The sequence below is a fragment of the Autumnicola aciditolerans genome (genome assembly GCF_041679265.1).
Lineage (GTDB): Bacteria > Bacteroidota > Bacteroidia > Flavobacteriales > Flavobacteriaceae > Autumnicola.
Window position 1 is genome coordinate 36,318 of sequence record NZ_JBGFSM010000018.1, and the last position, 17,174, is coordinate 53,491.

The 17,174-nt window shown below is 41.5% G+C and carries 16 protein-coding genes; 12 read left to right on the plus strand and 4 right to left on the minus strand.

Features of this window, described 5'->3' with window-relative positions; genetic code table 11:
- Positions 1-6 precede the first annotated feature (6 nt).
- Together AB8M93_RS16485 and purH are read right to left on the minus strand one after the other, a co-directional pair.
- On the minus strand, positions 7-1,035 hold the full coding sequence (locus tag AB8M93_RS16485) for a rod shape-determining protein (protein ID WP_373059702.1): 1,029 nt from the start codon (positions 1,033-1,035) through the stop codon (positions 7-9).
- Positions 1,036-1,073: 38 nt separating this feature from the next.
- Complete coding sequence (gene purH / locus AB8M93_RS16490) at positions 1,074-2,606, minus strand: bifunctional phosphoribosylaminoimidazolecarboxamide formyltransferase/IMP cyclohydrolase (RefSeq protein ID WP_373059704.1); 1,533 nt, start codon at positions 2,604-2,606, stop codon at positions 1,074-1,076.
- A gap of 145 nt (positions 2,607-2,751) precedes the next feature.
- Here purH and AB8M93_RS16495 point away from each other — a divergent pair, with 145 nt between their 5' ends.
- The gene (locus AB8M93_RS16495) at positions 2,752-4,005 is read left to right on the plus strand and encodes an ABC transporter permease (protein ID WP_373059706.1); all 1,254 of its coding nucleotides are present in this window, start codon (positions 2,752-2,754) and stop codon (positions 4,003-4,005) included.
- A gap of 269 nt (positions 4,006-4,274) precedes the next feature.
- On the plus strand, positions 4,275-4,598 hold the full coding sequence (locus tag AB8M93_RS16500; RefSeq protein ID WP_373059708.1) for a hypothetical protein: 324 nt from the start codon (positions 4,275-4,277) through the stop codon (positions 4,596-4,598).
- A 130-nt stretch (positions 4,599-4,728) separates the two neighbouring features.
- Here AB8M93_RS16500 and AB8M93_RS16505 read toward each other — a convergent pair whose 3' ends face one another.
- On the minus strand, positions 4,729-5,196 hold the full coding sequence (locus AB8M93_RS16505; RefSeq protein ID WP_373059710.1) for a GAF domain-containing protein: 468 nt from the start codon (positions 5,194-5,196) through the stop codon (positions 4,729-4,731).
- A gap of 89 nt (positions 5,197-5,285) precedes the next feature.
- Here AB8M93_RS16505 and xrtF point away from each other — a divergent pair, with 89 nt between their 5' ends.
- Complete coding sequence (gene xrtF, locus AB8M93_RS16510; RefSeq protein ID WP_373059712.1) at positions 5,286-5,831, plus strand: exosortase family protein XrtF; 546 nt, start codon at positions 5,286-5,288, stop codon at positions 5,829-5,831.
- A complete protein-coding gene (locus AB8M93_RS16515) occupies positions 5,828-6,271 on the plus strand; it encodes an exosortase F system-associated membrane protein (RefSeq protein WP_373059714.1) in 444 nt (147 codons plus the stop codon). The genes xrtF and AB8M93_RS16515 overlap by 4 nt, the downstream gene beginning before the upstream one ends.
- On the opposite strand, the gene AB8M93_RS16520 is transcribed toward AB8M93_RS16515, so the two are convergent.
- Positions 6,272-7,243: an NmrA/HSCARG family protein gene (locus AB8M93_RS16520; RefSeq protein ID WP_373059716.1), complete on the minus strand. Its 972-nt coding sequence runs from the start codon at positions 7,241-7,243 to the stop codon at positions 6,272-6,274.
- Between the two features lie 224 nt (positions 7,244-7,467).
- Between AB8M93_RS16520 and AB8M93_RS16525 the strand changes: the two genes are divergently transcribed.
- The 8 genes from AB8M93_RS16525 (at position 7,468) to AB8M93_RS16560 (ending at position 17,156) form a co-directional block, all read left to right on the plus strand.
- Entirely contained in the window at positions 7,468-7,872 is a 405-nt protein-coding gene (locus AB8M93_RS16525) for an HYC_CC_PP family protein (RefSeq protein ID WP_489671764.1), read from the plus strand.
- Between the two features lie 193 nt (positions 7,873-8,065).
- Positions 8,066-11,824, plus strand: a complete 3,759-nt coding sequence (locus AB8M93_RS16530; RefSeq protein ID WP_373059720.1) for an efflux RND transporter permease subunit — start codon at positions 8,066-8,068, stop codon at positions 11,822-11,824.
- A gap of 80 nt (positions 11,825-11,904) precedes the next feature.
- A complete protein-coding gene (locus AB8M93_RS16535; protein ID WP_373059722.1) occupies positions 11,905-12,261 on the plus strand; it encodes a four helix bundle protein in 357 nt (118 codons plus the stop codon).
- A gap of 2 nt (positions 12,262-12,263) precedes the next feature.
- Positions 12,264-13,571, plus strand: coding sequence for a TolC family protein (locus AB8M93_RS16540; protein ID WP_373059724.1), 1,308 nt, complete (start codon positions 12,264-12,266; stop codon positions 13,569-13,571).
- Positions 13,572-13,723: 152 nt separating this feature from the next.
- Positions 13,724-15,445, plus strand: a complete 1,722-nt coding sequence (locus tag AB8M93_RS16545; RefSeq protein WP_373059726.1) for an efflux RND transporter periplasmic adaptor subunit — start codon at positions 13,724-13,726, stop codon at positions 15,443-15,445.
- An 81-nt stretch (positions 15,446-15,526) separates the two neighbouring features.
- A complete protein-coding gene (locus tag AB8M93_RS16550) occupies positions 15,527-16,105 on the plus strand; it encodes a DUF3347 domain-containing protein (protein ID WP_373059728.1) in 579 nt (192 codons plus the stop codon).
- A gap of 69 nt (positions 16,106-16,174) precedes the next feature.
- Entirely contained in the window at positions 16,175-16,741 is a 567-nt protein-coding gene (locus AB8M93_RS16555) for a helix-turn-helix domain-containing protein (protein WP_373059730.1), read from the plus strand.
- Between the two features lie 94 nt (positions 16,742-16,835).
- Positions 16,836-17,156 carry a four-helix bundle copper-binding protein gene (locus AB8M93_RS16560; RefSeq protein ID WP_373059732.1) on the plus strand — a complete coding sequence of 107 codons (321 nt, stop codon included), beginning with the start codon at positions 16,836-16,838 and terminating at the stop codon, positions 17,154-17,156.
- Positions 17,157-17,174 lie beyond the last annotated feature (18 nt).

Below are 17,174 nucleotides of genomic sequence, written 5' to 3' on the forward strand. Positions count from 1 at the left end.
ATTTCCCTACTTTATCAATATCCCTTTGTATCGGTTTAATGTCTTCAGTGTAATTCCAGTGCCTCTTACCACAGCTCTTAGTGGATCTTCTGCGATATACACCGGTAAATCTGTTTTTTGTGACAAACGTTTGTCCAGCCCTCTAAGCATGGAACCACCCCCGGCAAGGTAAATCCCGGTATTATATATATCGGCAGCCAGTTCCGGAGGGGTTTGTGAAAGGGTTTCCATTACCGCGTCTTCAATACGGAGAATGGATTTATCCAGTGCTTTGGCCACCTCTCTGTAGGAAATATTAACCTGTTTGGGTTTTCCGGTTAAAAGATCCCGACCCTGTACGCTCATTTCTTCCGGTGGAACTTCCAGGTCTTCAGTGGCAGCTCCTATCTGGATCTTAATTTTTTCCGCAGTACGCTCTCCAACATAGAGGTTGTGCTGCGTGCGCATATAATAAACAATATCGTTGGTAAAAACGTCTCCGGCGACTTTTATAGATTTATCGCAAACAATACCTCCAAGGGCAATCACCGCAATTTCTGTAGTACCACCACCTATATCCACGATCATATTTCCTTTAGGCTGCATGATATCAACACCAATACCAATAGCAGCGGCCATAGGCTCGTGAATAAGATATACCTCTTTTCCATTTACACGCTCGGCGCTTTCTTTTACCGCACGCATTTCCACTTCGGTAATCCCTGATGGAATACAGATTACCATTCTAAGGGCAGGAGTGAACATCTTCTTTTTAAGCGCGGGAATTTCTTTAATGAACATGGTGAGCATTTTCTCACTGGCATCAAAATCTGCGATCACCCCATCTTTAAGAGGGCGAATGGTTTTAATGTTCTCATGAGTTTTTCCCTGCATCATCGCAGCTTCTTTCCCTACCGCCGTAATTTTTCCGGAAGTCCTGTCCCTTGCCACTATGGAAGGGCTGTCCACTACCACCTTATCATTATGAATAATAAGTGTATTTGCGGTTCCTAAATCTATTGCTATTTCTTCAATGAGAAAGTCGAAAAATCCCATATAATAATCTGTGTTGAGGTTTGGTAAATGTACTAAAATTAATGTTTAAAATGGCGCGTTCCCGTAAGCACCATGGCAATATTATTTCTACTGCAATAGTCTATGCTTTCCTGGTCTTTTATAGAACCGCCCGGCTGTACCACTGCCGATATTCCCGCATTTCCGGCAATTTCCACACAGTCCGGGAATGGGAAAAAAGCATCGCTGGCCATAACCGCACCTTTAAGGTCAAAATTAAAGGCATGAGCTTTTTCTATACTTTGCCTTAAAGCATCTACCCGGGAAGTCTGCCCGGTTCCGCTGGCGCAAAGCTGCTTGTTTTTGGCTAGCACTATGGTGTTTGATTTGGTGTGTTTGCAAATTTTGGATGCAAACATCATGTCCAATAACTCTTCTTCTGTAGGTTTATTATCTGTAACGTACTTTAAATCTTCAACGGCATCGGTCTTTAGATCCTTGTCCTGAACCAAAACTCCGTTGAGACAGGTCCTCACCTGGGTTTTTGGCAATTCTGTCTCCTTCTGAACAAGTAAAATCCTGTTTTTCTTTCCTTTAAGGATTTCTTCCGCTTCGGCAGAAAAAGAAGGGGCAATTACCACTTCGCAGAATAATTTGTGGATTTCTTCAGCAGTAGGCTTATCAATTTCCACATTGCTGATAAGGATGCCACCAAAAGCTGAAACCGGGTCTCCGGCCAAAGCATCAACATAAGCCTGGTGAATGGTTTCCCTCTGGGCAATTCCGCAGGCATTATTATGCTTCAGGATAGCAAAAGTAGGCGCGTCGTTTTTAAATTCTCCCATCAGGTTCACTGCAGCATCTACATCTAAAAGGTTGTTATATGACAGTTCCTTGCCGTGTAATTTGTCAAAGATCGCGTCAAAATCTCCATAGAACATCCCTTTTTGATGCGGATTTTCGCCGTAACGCAATTGCTTTCCGGTGCCAATGCTTTCTTTATAAGCAGGAATACCAGTTTCCTGGTTAAAATAATTAAAAATTGCGGTGTCGTAATGGGAAGAAACATTAAAAGCTTTGGCGGCAAATCGTTTTCTGTCGGCAAGGCTGGTTTCGCCGTTTTTCTCTTTCAGCAGGTTTTCTAATTCCTTATAATTTTCTACGGAAGAAACACATACCACATCTTTAAAATTCTTGGCCGCGGCACGAATTAGAGATATCCCGCCAATGTCTATTTTTTCTATAATATCTTCTTCTGAAGCGCCCGAAGCCACGGTTTTTTCAAAAGGGTATAGATCCACAATCACAATGTCTATTTGAGGAATTTCAAATTTTTCCAGCTCGCTCACATCACTTTCATTATCCTGCCGGTTAAGTATGCCACCAAAAACTTTAGGATGAAGCGTTTTTACCCTTCCGCCCAAAATAGAGGGGTAGGAAGTAACGTCTTCTACCGGGATCACATTTATTCCCAGGTCTTTGATAAACTTTTCTGTTCCTCCGGTAGAATAAATGCTAATTCCCAGTTCATCAAGCTTTTTAGCGATAGGCGCTAAACCTTCTTTGCTGAAAACGGAAATTAAAGCAGATTTAGCTTGTTTTAAGTTGCTCATTGCGTTGTGTTTGTTGAGGTGGCAAAAGTAAGTAAATCACCTAAAAAAATTAAAGGCTGGTGTTCTTATTTATCAATTAATTTTGTAACGAATAATTGCCGCCTGCGTCTTATCTTTAAATCCTGTAAAACCGGCTATCTTCACTATGCTGATTTATTTACGTATCCTTAAGGAAAGTTTCATTTTTGCATGGAACGCTTTACGCAATAACAAGCTTCGTACATTTTTGTCGTTGTTAGGTGTTACTATTGGTATTTTTTCAATTATAGCTGTACTTGCTGCCGTAGATTCCCTGCAACGTGAAGTGAAAGGAAGTCTTAACGCCCTGGACAACAGCACCCTGATTATCATGAAATATTCTTTTGGCCCCAGTGATATTCCGCAGTGGAAGCGGCAACAATTTCCGCATGTATCTTATGATGAATACCAGTATTTAATGAGAAGTCTGCCTGATGTTGCGGCCGGTACTTTCGCCCAGGGGGTGCCGCAGGCTTCTATAAAATACCAGGATATCACCAGTACCGGTGTTGGTGTGGTGGCGGTAACTAACGGGTTTTATGATATTGAGCAATTTGAAATTGCTGAAGGCAGGTTTTATTCTGAAGCCGAATCTGCCAGTGGGGCGGCCGTATTGGTGCTTGGCTATGAGATAGCCCAAAATCTCTTCGGAAATTCCAATCCCCTGGGGAAACAGGTGCGTATGTACGGGCACCGGCTCACGGTAATTGGGGTTTTAGAAAAACAAGGCTCCGGCTTAATGGGGAATTCCCGGGATGGCCAGGTAATGGTGCCGGTGAATTTTACCAGACGCATTTTTGGGGATAACAACGAAAATATTTTTGGCCAGATTATTTTAAAACCGGAAGCAGGAACAGATAATGATGAATTTGTGGCGATGGTAGAGCAGCAGCTTCGTAGCTACCGTGGATTAAAACCGGAAGAGGTAAATACCTTCTTTGTGAACCGGGTGCAGGGATTTGCCGATTTTATAGACACTATTACCGGACAGTTGAATTTAATTGGCCTTATTATTAGCGGATTCTCCCTGCTGGTCGGGGGCTTTGGAATTGCCAATATTATGTTTGTAAGTGTAAAAGAAAGAACAAGTTTAATTGGGATTCAAAAATCCCTGGGAGCTAAGAACAAATTCATCTTGTCCCAATTCTTGTTTGAAGCAATCATCCTTTCGGTTATTGGAGGTTTAATTGGTTTGTTCTTTGTATGGATCGTCTCCCTTATCGCTTCCCAATTCACAGGCGATTTTGAATTCGTGCTATCTCCGCTTAATATCTTTATAGGTACAGTGGTTTCTGCTATAATTGGCCTTATTTCCGGAATAATCCCGGCAATTTCCGCTTCAAAATTAGATCCTGTAGAGGCAATAAGAACGGGAATGTAACTTCGAAGTACGAGGTTCGAGGTTTGAAGTATGAAGTACAGAAAAGGGAATAAGTATCTAATTTTTGATTCCTGGTTCTTTTTTAATCATATAGATATGAAGAGAAAATTCAACACCCTCGTTTTCTTTTTTTCTCTGTTTTTGGCAACTTCTCCTTTGCCCAGGAGAAACCTCTTATCTTAACTTCCCAAGAGAATAAGGCCTGGCTCGAAGATCTTAATGCTGAAGAGGATCCTGGCCAAAAACTGGATTTGCTGGAAAAACGTATTATGGCAGATACTGCCGTTCATTATCCTGCGCCCGGCATTTGTTATACTGGTTTTTCTGATAAAAACACGAAAATTGAAAATGAGGAAGCTGAAGAAGAAAAGTTAACTTCCCGTTTTCGTCCACTCTACATATTTGTTAATAATGATGGAGGGAATTTTGCGCTGGGCGGGAATTTTAATAGAAATGTGGTATTGCAACTGGTAAATTTCCTTTCTATGGGAAAAGTTTCTCATGAAAAGATATATAGCGACCAGCCGGAAAATGTACTTTACGGGCTAAAGGGAAGTGGTGATTATTTATTTAAAAGGAGAAAATTCTGCTGAGCATCTCAAAAAATTGATAATGAGTTAATTCATAGCTATTCCAGATTCACTTTCTATTTTTTACTTTCTAACCTCTAACCTCTAACCTCTAACCTCTAACCTCTAACCTCTAACCTCTAACCTCGTAAGTCTAACTTCGTCCCTCTAAAATGTCAGCTACCTTTTTATTTACCCATTCCAAAAAGACTTCATCTTCATGAGAAAATGGGTCTTCGGTATGGGAATCTATATCAATCTGGCCAATATTTTCACCATTCAGGAATAAGGGCACCACAATTTCAGCCTTTACATGAATGCTGCAGGCAATATAATTGTTTTGTGCCTTTACATCTGGCACCACAAAATTCTTATTGGAAACCGCAACCTGCCCGCAAATGCCTTTGCCGAAAGGAATAATGGTGTGGTCTGTGGGTTCGCCTGCAAAAGAATGCAGTTTCAGCTCTTCCTTATCGCCGTTTTTAAAGTAAAAACCAACCCAATCGTAATAAGGAATATTTTCCTGCAAAAGCTCGCATACCTGCGTAAGGCGGTGCTCTACAGAAAGTTTTTTATTCTCTAAAATCGCTTCTACCTGTGGTTTTAATTTCTGAAATGGCATAAGGTTGATATTTTCTGCAAAAGTATTTGATTTTTTATAGTCGGCAAGCTTTTCTATTTGTATAAATTTGTTAAAAACAGAAAGATTTTTTGCTTAAATTATTCAGGAAATACGGATCGGTGCTTAGGTTTATGGGTATGTTCCTGGGCAGCTATTTCGTGTTTTCCATGTTCTACAATGCCTACCTCAAATTTTTCCGGTCAGAAAAATATTTTCCTGATTTTATTACTCACCTGGTAGGAGTGCAAAGTGAGACAATTATTGATGCTTTTGGTTATGATGGCGCCGTATTGCCCCACAAAACCGAGCTTTCCATGAAACTTTTTGTAAACGATTATTATCTGGCCAGGATCGTAGAGGGCTGTAATTCTATAAGTATCATCATTTTGTTTACTGCTTTTATATTGTCATTTTTTGGTAAACCCCGCCCGAGCTTATTGTATATTTTTGCTGGGAGCGTAATAATTTATGCCATGAATGTGTTGAGAATTGCCCTTTTGGCCATCGGACTTTACGAACTGCCACAGTACACCTCATTTTTGCACAGCATCATGTTTCCGCTTATAATTTATGGAACTGTTTTTATTTTATGGCTTATTTGGGTGCGTAATTATTCTAAAGTGAGAAAATCATGAAGTACCTTAGATTGCTTGGGCTAGGGTTATTGGTAGTATTGCTGATTTTGATTCGTATGTTCGAAAAGGACCTTTTTTACGATCCGCTTATCGAATTCTACCAGAGAGATTACCTGCACCACGAGGTTCCAGAATATAATTTCTGGCCATTGCTCTTCAACCTTTTACTGCGGTTTTTGCTGAATACTGCAATTTCCCTGGCCATTTTATATCTCGCCTATCGGGATAAAAATATCGTGAAATTTGCCTCCCTGCTCTATGGCATTCTTCTGCTCATTGGCGGTTCAGCTTTTGTTTTTCTTCTGCTGAATATTGAATACGAGCATTATCTAGCCCTCTTTTATGTACGACGCTTTTTAATACATCCCGTTTTTATCCTTATTTTACTTCCCGCTTTTTATTATTATCGCCTTAGAAATGCATCAGGACGCACCCAATGATTATTCCTGTACAGAAGCTGCGGTACTCTTTTCAAAACTTTCCCGGTTTTTGATAAGCCAGTCTTCAAAAGAAAGCATTTCAGGATTTAATTTCCTGCTGAATTCCAGGTTACGGGCACCACAAAAGTAATCTTCAAAATCTGCCTTAAACTGGAACATATTGCCCAGGTCATCTGCGCCCGGAAAATCAAAACTCCGAAACATTTCAGGGGAAACTTTATTACAATTCACCTTTTTCTGAAGCACTTTAGTAAAAGTTGCTGCAATTTCGTCCCCGGTTAAGTGATCTCCGGCAATGCCAATGCTTGCATTTGTATATTTTTCCCCTCCTTTAAAAAACTGGTACGCGCACTTCCCAATATCTTCCGCTGCAATCCCTGGAAGTTTTTTATCGCCCATGGGTAGCGTAATGCTCCATTCATTATCTTTTCCCGGCTGAGGCCCCATGCCAAAATTTATAAAATTATCCCAGTAAAACGAGGTGTGCAATAGGGTATAAGGAATCCCGCTCTTAATAAAGTAATCATTGGCTTCTCCTTTTCCGTCAAAATGGGGCACTTTATATTTCTCCATCAGGGTAGGCATCCTGTCGTCATCAAGCGGCACCCATTTTCTCGTATCTTCCAGAGTAGACCAGATTACATGCTTCACTCCTGCGGTTTTCGCAGCTTCTGCCATGTTTTTTGCATGTTTCATTTCGGTTTCCGGAGAAAAATGTTCCCAGAAAAAAGTGACGCAGTACACGCCGTATGCTCCTTTAAAAGCCTTAATGAGACTTTCTTTATCGTCTACATTGGCCTCTACAACTTCAGCTCCTAAACTTTGTAGGTGGATAGCTTTATCTGAGGCGGCATCGCGGGTAATAGCCCTCGCTTTAAAGCCTCCTTCAGGATCATTCAGGATTGCACGAACTAAAGATCCTCCCTGTGCGCCGGTTGCGCCCACCACTGCAATAATTTTATCATGTTCCATGATTTTTGTTTTTAAGTAGTTGAAATTCATAAATTTACAAACAGGGGGTGAATTTTAAACGAAAAAATTGTAAATAAATTCTGATTATTATCCGCTGGGTTCAATGGATCTCGAAATGGAGGTAAAAGTTTAACCAAACTAAAAAGCTAAGAATCGATAAAATCATAATTCCTTTCAGAAATATTGAAAATCAGATGATTTATATTTTTTATCTTTGCATTAGCGTGAAAAAAATAATCACTCAAATATCATCTTTTCTGCTGGCTCTGCTGGTGTTGTTTTCCACCTTATCGTTTACTGTGGATAAACACTTCTGCGGAAGCATTTTAGTTGATCAGGCTGTTTTGTCTAAAGCTAAAACCTGCGGCATGGAAATGCCTTCTTCCAAAGAGGGGCTTAATAAAACTTCCTGTTGCAGCAATGAGAAAATTGCGGTGCACGGCCAGGATGAACTGAAGAATTCTTTTCATTCTTTCGATTTTGAACAGCAGCTTTTCCTCACGGCTTTCAGTTATTCATATCTTAATTTATTCGAAAGCCTGCCACAAAATGTGGTACCATTTAAAGATTATATTCCTCCCTTGCTGGTGAAGGACCTTCCTGTTCTCCACGAGACTTTCCTTATTTGAATTTTAAGTTTTAGAACCCATTGGGTAGTCTGAAATTGGGTAGTCTGAAAAGGTGCATTTTCATAGGTGCGTAATGCAAACATCCAAAATTGTCCCTGCTTAATTTTCCGGATTTCCCAAATAATCGCAGCCGCCTCTTTGCAAATTTCGCTGTGGATTATCAATCTGAGTCTATTACTTAAACATTTCAAAGATGCTTAATAAAGGCATAAAATTTTTAATTGAAAATAAACTTGTAGCCGTACTGCTCTTAGTGCTTTTTGTGGGCTGGGGCTTGGTAAATGCTCCGTTTAAATGGGATCTTGGGTTTTTGCCCTCCAATCCTGTGGCCGTAGATGCCATTCCCGATATTGGGGAAAACCAGCAGATTGTTTTTACCAAATGGGCAGGCCGTTCCCCGCAGGATATTGAGGACCAGATCACCTATCCGCTAACCACTTCTTTACTGGGTATTCCAGGGGTAAAAACCATAAGGAGTTCTTCTATGTTTGGTTTCTCCAGTATCTACATCATTTTTGAAGAAGATGTGGACTTCTACTGGAGCCGTAGCCGTATCCTCGAAAAACTGAATTCCCTTCCCGCCAACTTATTACCGGAAGGGGTAAATCCCACCTTAGGGCCAGATGCCACCGGTCTGGGGCAAATTTTCTGGTACACGCTGGAAGGCAGGGATAAGGATGGAAATGTTACCGGCGGCTGGGATTTACAGGAACTGCGGAGCATTCAGGATTATTATGTGAAATATGCGCTTTCTTCCGCCAGCGGGGTTTCTGAAGTAGCTTCCATAGGCGGTTATGTTCAGGAATATCAAATAGATGTAAATCCTGAACTGATGCGGCAGTACAATATTGGACTGCCTGAAGTGGTGAAAGCGGTAAAGGAAAGCAACCGCGATATTGGCGCGCAGACTTTAGAAATAAACCGTGCGGAGTACCTGGTACGCGGTCTCGGCTACGTAGAGTCTGTTGAAGATATAGAAAATACGGTCATTACTTCTGAAGAGTTTACTTCGCTGCGCATAGGAGATATTGCTAATGTAAGTGTGGGCCCGGCACAGCGCCGCGGAATCCTGGATAAGGAAGGAGCCGAGGTTGTTGGAGGAGTGGTCGTGGCGCGCTATGGCGCGAATCCGCTGGAGGTGATCAATAATGTGAAAGAGCAAATTGATGAAATTAGCGGCGGACTTCCCTCTAAAACACTGGAAGATGGACGTACTTCCCAGGTGACCATTGTTCCGTTTTATGACCGTACAGAACTTATACAGGAAACTTTGGGCACTTTAAATGAAGCGCTCACCATGGAAATTCTTATTACCATCCTGGTAATTATCGTAATGGTTTATAATCTTCGTGCTTCTGTATTGATTTCGGGTTTGCTGCCGGTGGCGGTGCTCATGGTTTTTATCGCGATGAAGGTATTCGGGATTCCCGCCAATATCGTGGCGCTTTCGGGAATTGCCATTGCTATTGGAACCATGGTAGATGTTGGAGTGATCCTTTCTGAAAATATCCTGCGGCACCTTGATGAGCTAAATTTAGATGAAAACGGAAATAAACTGCCCATAAACACAGTGGTTTATAATGCCACTTCTGAAGTTTCCGGGGCCATACTTACGGCGGTACTCACCACCATCATCAGTTTTATCCCTGTTTTTACCATGATTGGTGCTGAAGGTAAATTATTCCGCCCGCTGGCTTTTACAAAAACCATGGCCCTGACTGCGTCTTTAATCGTGGCTTTATTCCTCATCCCGCCTTTTGCGGCTGCTTTCTTCAGAAAAAGGACCGCAAAAACAAGCATTGGTTTTATTGCGAATATTGCGCTGATTGTTTTGGGAATAACCGCTATGATATTTGGATATTTTATAGGGCTGGTACTCGTGGCCTTCGGCATCACCGGAATTTTACTGCTGAAGAAAAAGATAAGCCCGAAAAGGTCAAATCTTATAAACGTGGTAATTTCCGCAGTAGCTATTGTTTTTCTTTTAGCCGAATACTGGCGCCCGCTGGGCTTTGACCGCAGTATTTTTATGAACCTGATTTTTGTTAGTCTTATCACCTTCGGAATATTGGGCGGTTTTATGCTCTTCAGAAATTATTACACCAGGATCTTACGCTGGGCGCTTCGGAATAAAATCCTCTTTTTATCCATTCCCACACTAATAGTAATTCTCGGGTTTTTGATTATGAAAAATACCGGGAAAGAATTTATGCCTTCCTTAAATGAAGGTTCCTTCCTGCTGATGCCTACTTCACTGCCACACGCGGGGGTTGAAGAAAATAAACGCATTTTGCAGCAACTGGATATGGCGGTGGCCAATATTCCTGAAATTAAAACGGTGGTGGGAAAAGCCGGCCGCACCGAATCTGCTTTGGATCCCGCCCCGCTTTCCATGTATGAGAATATTATTCAGTATAAATCTGAATATATGCGCAACGCGAATGGGGAACGGCAACGCTATAAAGTAAATGAAGACGGTTTATTTATGCTGAAGGACAGCACGTTTTTACTGAATCCAAATAACAATGTGGATCAGGAAATTTTTGAAAAAGCCGAAGAAGATGATAACATCTCCACTATGCTCGAGGTGACGGCCGGGGAACTTATAGAAGATGAAGACGGGGAGTATTTTAGAAACTGGAGGCCGGGAATTGAGTCGCCAGATGATATCTGGAACGAAATTGTACGGGTAACAAAATTACCGGGAATTACCTCTGCTCCAAAACTGCAGCCAATAGAAACGCGCCTGGTGATGCTGCAAACCGGGATGCGTGCTCCCATGGGGATAAAAGTAAAGGGCCCTGACCTTAAAACCATTGAAAATTTTGGCTTAAAACTGGAAACAATTTTAAAAGAGGCAGAAGGGGTTAAAGATGAAGCCGTTTTTGCAGACAGAATTGTGGGAAAACCTTATTTACTTATCGATATCCAGCGGGACAGGCTGGGGAGGTATGGTGTAAGCATTGAAGATGTGCAGCAGATCCTGGAAGTGGCTGTAGGCGGAATGCAGCTGTCTCAAACCGTGGAAGGCCGGGAGCGTTATGGGATAAGAGTTCGCTATCCAAGGGAATTACGTGCCAATCCTGAAGATATTAAAGATATTTATGTGCCGGTGGAAGGTGGTAAGCCCGTGCCGCTAAGCGAGCTGGTGGAAATACGTTATGAGCAGGGCCCGCAGGTTATTAAAAGCGAAGATACCTTCCTTATTGGATACGTTCTTTTTGATAAACTCGATGGCTATGCCGAGGTAAACGTGGTGGAAAATGCCCAGGAGGTTATCCAGCAGAAAATAGATGCCGGCGAATTAACAGTGCCCGAAGGAATTACCTATCGTTTTACCGGAACTTATGAAAATCAATTGCGGGCAGAAAAAACCTTGTCTGTAGTTGTACCTTTATCCCTGATTATCATTTTTCTCATTCTGTATTTTCAGTTTAAATCTGTTTCCACCTCGTTAATGGTTTTTACAGGAATTGCGGTGGCTTTTTCCGGCGGATTTTTACTAATCTGGTTTTACGGGCAGGACTGGTTCCTGAATTTTAATTTCTTCGGAGAAAACCTGCGGGAACTTTTCCAGATGCATCCCATTAATCTTAGTGTGGCGGTTTGGGTTGGTTTTATTGCCCTATTTGGAATTGCGACAGATGATGGCGTGGTAATGGCCACATACCTCACCCAGACTTTTGAGAAAAATGTTACCGAGACCAAAGCTCAAATACGAGCTTCAGTTATAGAGGCCGGGGAAAAAAGGATTCGCCCCTGTTTAATGACCACGGCAACCACTATTCTGGCCTTACTGCCGGTACTTACTTCTACGGGAAGGGGTAGTGATATTATGATCCCAATGGCTATTCCCGGTTTCGGAGGAATGTTGATTGCGCTCATTACTTTATTCGTGGTTCCGGTATTGTTTAGCTGGAGAAAGGAAATCAAAGTGAAAAGTGAAAAGTGAAAAGTGAAAAGTGAAAAGTGAAAAGTGAAGAGTGCAAAGTGGAAAGAAATATTTAAAGGTTTAAATTTTAAGTAAAATTCATGGGTAAAAGTATTTTAAAAGATAAGAGCTATGCATTTTCTCTGCTTGTTATTAGCAGGTATAAAATATTGATTTCAGATAAGAAAGAATTTGTGATAAGTAAACAATTCTTACGGAGTGGAACGGCTATAGGAGCTCTAATTCGCGAAGCTGAATTTGCGGAAAGCAAAAAAGATTTTGTCCATAAATTGAGTATTGCATTGAAGGAAGCAAATGAGACGCTTTACTGGATGGAATTAATGAAAGATTCAGATTACCTAAATAATCAAAGTTTTGAAAATTTGTATTCCAGATGCCGGGAACTGGTTGCTATGTTGGTAAGTACAATTAAAACAGCCAAACCTAAAAATAATTAGTTATGGTAAAAAGAGAAACAATAAGTCTGGATATTAATTTCAAGAGAAAAAGGTCTGTAAAGAATTCGATTCTTCACTTTTCACTTTTCACTTTTCACTCTTCACTCTTTGCTTTCCTCTTTTCACTTTTCACTCTTCACTCCGCAACTGCGCAACAGCTGCAAAACTATATCCAGGAGGCGGAGCAGAATAATCCTGAACTCCGGGCGCTGGAATATCGTTATGAGCTAACGGCAGAGAAAGCTGAAGAAGTAGATGCTTTGCCAGATACAGAACTCAGCGCGGGGTATTTTGTAAGTGAACCTGAAACCAGGACCGGCCCTCAGAAAGCACGATTTTCGGTAAGGCAGATGTTGCCCTGGTTTGGCACCATTACCGCCAGGAAAAATTATGCGGGTGCTATGGCCGATGCAGAATATGCTGAAGTTGCCATTGCAAGGCGAAAACTGGCTTTATCGGTGGCACAATCTTTCTACCGGCTTTACGCTTTGCAGGCAAGGCAGCAGGTGCTGGAGGAGAATGTGGAACTGCTGGATACTTATCATGAACTGGCGTTAACTTCCCTGGAGGTGGGAAGTGCTTCGGCGGTAGACGTGCTCCGGCTCCAAATGCGACAAAACGATCTTGCTCAACAGGCGCAAACCCTGGAGCAGGATTATGAAAGTGAAAATGTTCAGTTTGAAAAACTACTGAACAGGAAAGATAGTCAGCCGCTTTTAATTCCCGATTCCCTGGCTTTACCGGAGGAGGATTTTTCCGAAGAAAAGATTTCAGAAGTACACCCGGAATTGTTAAAATTTCAAGAAATGTACGGCTCGGTTACCGAGGCTGAAAAAGTAAATAAAAAGGAAGCTTTGCCCAAAATTGGCCTGGGTGTAGATTACGTGAGTGTTGCCGAACGCGTGGATATGGATTTTAGTGATAATGGCAAAGATATCCTGATGCCTATTATTTCGGTGTCTATTCCAATTTTCAGCAGTAAATACAAATCGGTGACCCGGCAAAATGAACTAAGGCAGCAGGAAATCATGGCGCAAAAGGAAAATAAGCGGCTTAAACTGGAAACAATGCTGAAGGAGGCGGTGAATATGCGCAATTCAGCAAAAATTACCGCTGCCACTTATTTGAAGAACATAGAACAGGCCAATGATGCCGAGGAGATCCTGGTCAAAAATTATGAAACCGGAACCATGGATTTTAATGATGTGCTGGAAATACAGGAGATGCAGCTAAAATTTCAGCTAGGTTTTATAGAGGCCGTGAAAAATTATTACCTGCAGGCGGCAATGGTAAATTATTTAAGCAGATAAAGGAAGAATGAAAAAAGAATAAAGAATATAGAAAAAGAAATAGACTGCATGGTATTGCTGTTTCTGCGTTTATTCTTTGAGTCTGTTTTTCTGCTCTTTTTTCTATTTGCTGAAGATGGTAATTGTAAAAAAGCTGATAAAAATTTAATAATATGAAGAAGTTTGTTATTTACATTGTAATCCTTCTATGTGGGCTTGCGCTGGGTTATCTTTTCTTCGGAAGAGGAACCGGGGAAACTGCCAATACTGAAGTCTCTGTTGAGGATCATAATCATGAAACCGATTCGCAAATGTGGACCTGTTCCATGCATCCACAAATTATGCGGGAAGAGCCGGGGGATTGCCCCATCTGCGGGATGGATCTTATACCGGCAGCATCTGGTGATTCGGGACTGTCTCCGGAGCAATTCAGCCTTACCAAAAATGCCATGGCGCTTGCAAATATCCAAACCACCAGCGTGGGGAAAGCAAATGCGGCAGCCGGTGGCCTTACGCTATCTGGGAAAATCGAAATAAATGAAGAGGCAAATGCGGTACAAACTTCCTATTTCGCCGGGCGTATAGAAAACCTGAATATCAATACCACCGGCGAGCAGGTAAAGCGCGGGCAGTTACTTGCCACCATTTACTCGCCGGAACTGGTTTCTGCCCAGCAGGAGCTTTTAACCGCCGCAAGATTAAAGGAAAACCAGCCTTCGCTTTACAACGCGGTAAGGAATAAACTGAAGCTTTGGAAACTGTCTGATAAGCAGATTAATGCTATTGAAGAATCCGGCCGTGTAAAGGAGAATTTCCCGGTTTATGCTACCGTGAGTGGAACGGTGACTGAAAAAATGGTACAGGAAGGAGATTACGTAGACCAGGGGCAGCCGCTTTATAAAATTGCCGATTTAGATAATGTGTGGGCAGTTTTTGATGTTTATGAAAATCAAATTTCCGGGTTGGAAGAAGGCCAGGAAATTAGCATTACCACCAATGCATTTCCAGACAGGCAGTTTGAGTCAGAAATTTCATTTGTAAATCCGCTGTTAAATGCTTCCACACGAACCATCAGGATAAGGGCAGAACTGGAAAATGAGAATGAGCGTTTAAAACCGGGAATGTTTGTAAAAGGAAAGCTGGAGATGGAAGAGGGGACAACTTCAGAAAATATAACTATTCCGGGATCGGCAGTATTATGGACGGGGGAGCGTTCTCTGGTATATGTAAAAACCAATCCTAAAAAACCTGTTTTTGAAATGCGGGAGATAAAGCTGGGAGCTCAAAGAGGCGATAGTTATGAAGTGCTGGAAGGTTTGGATTCTGGCGAACAGATTGTGGTAAACGGAACTTTTACCGTAGATGCCGCCGCACAACTGCAGGGCAAGCCTTCTATGATGAACGGTGCGGTGATGGAAAAGGAAAAACCTATGAAGATGGAAATGCGCCTGCCGGAAACCTTTCAGGAAGATTTTACCACTGTTTTAGATGCTTACCTGGATTTAAAGAACGACCTGGTAACCTCTAATGTTGAAGAGGCGAAGGCAGAGGCTTATAAAATGCTTCAGCAGGTACAGGAATTAAGGACAGATGGCATTGGAAATATGGAGGTTACGCATTTAAAAAGGATAGAAACCATGCTGGAGGGAATTTCAGAAAATACAAAATTGGAGAATCAGCGGGATCATTTTGTGGCACTTTCAGAAAATGTGCTGGCGTTTGTTTCTAATATGGACAACCTTAAAGGGACGCTGTATTTGCAGCGGTGCCCAATGGCCAATAACAACAAAGGGGCCTACTGGATTAGTGAAATAAAGGATATTAAAAATCCTTATTTTGGGGAGGCTATGCTGAGTTGCGGGGAAATTAAAAAGACCTTTGGGGCTAATAATTGAAGTGAAGGTTTAATCCTCCAGATAATATGTATTATTAATAGAAAAAGATTGATTAATTTAAATAACTAAAAAGAAAAGAATATGAAACGAGTAATGAGAAATGCGGTATTCTTTGCCGCAATAGCAGCAAGTATGAGCCTGGCATCCTGTAAAGACAATAAAGAAACTGCCGAAGAGGGAATGCCAATGCAAAACGAACATCACCAGGAAGCTAAAGCTGAAGCGGGTATGACGGAAGTTCAGGATTCTGTGGCAGTGCCACAATTTAATGAAAAAGTGACCGGCCGTATTTATGAAGCTTACACGGGAATAAAGGATGCCCTGGTGGCAGCCAACCCCAAGGAAGCACAAAAATCTGCTCAAAAACTGCTTAATGAAATTAAAAAAGATACAGACAGGGCAGAGCTGGTAAATGTGACCAATAAAATTGTGGCGAGTGAAGACATAAATGTGCAGCGGGAAGCATTTTCTAACCTGGCTTCTGCAATACAGCCGCTTTTAAAGGGCGCAATTACTTCAGGAGAAATTTATAAGCAGTACTGCCCTATGGCTTTTGAAGGTAAAGGAGCGTACTGGTATTCCAATACCAAAGAGATTAGAAATCCCTATTTTGGAGAAAAAATGCTTAACTGTGGCAGAACTGAAGAAACCTTAAATTAGGAATAGGAAGCAGCCGGCCGGGAATTTCCCGGCCAGGCTGTTCAATAGTTTAAAATCCAATCTTTTACTTTGAAGAATCAAACCATTTACATTAAAAATGTTGTTTGCGCCCGGTGCATAGCAACCGTAAAAGAAATCCTGCTACGGCATGAAATCCCTTTCCTGAAAATTGGACTGGGAGAGGCTGTGTTAAAAAAGAATCTCACAGAGGATGAGGTGGATAAAATTCGGCAGGAATTTAAAGAGGTCGGTTTTGAGCTTCTTCAGGATAAGAATGAAAAAATAGTTAATGCGATAAAAAGTATAATTATAGAACAGGTTTACAATAAGGATTTTGCAAATACCAATCTTTCTGCAATTCTCAGTGACCGGCTTCATTATGATTACAGCCATCTCACCAATCTTTTTAGTAAAAGTGAAGGCAGAAGTATTTCCAGTTTTCAAAATAGCATTCGTATAGAGCGCGTAAAGGAATTGCTGGAATACGGGGAGCTTAATATTGCTGAAATTGCAGATGAAACCGGGTATTCCAGTGCCGCTTATCTCTCCAGTTCTTTCCGCAAGCATACGGGATTAAGTCCTTCTGAATACAGGCTGAAACAGATGAAAAAGCGGATTTCCCTGGATTCTTTATAAACTTTCCTTAAAAACAATAGTCTTTACCATAATTTTAAAAGTTATTTCTGTTGATACTTTTTACCTTTAAGTTCAACCAAAAAAACAATTAATTATGAGAAATGAGAAGCTTATTCATGCGCTGGGAAATTGTATAAATCATTGTAATTATTGTGCAGACGCCTGCCTTGATGAAGATGATTTAAAAAAAATGGTTTCATGTATCCGTACAGATAAAGTTTGTTCTGAAGCCTGCGCTGCCCTGGCTCAAATTCTTGCCATAGATGGGGCAAATGTTACCGGGCTCGTGGAATATTGTAAAAAGGTGTGCGGGGAATGTGCAGATGAATGTGAAAAACATGATTCCAAACATTGCCAGGATTGTGCGAAAGCCTGCAGGGAATGTGAAAAAGCCTGCACCGAATTTTTAGCCTAGGCAAATACATTTTAATTC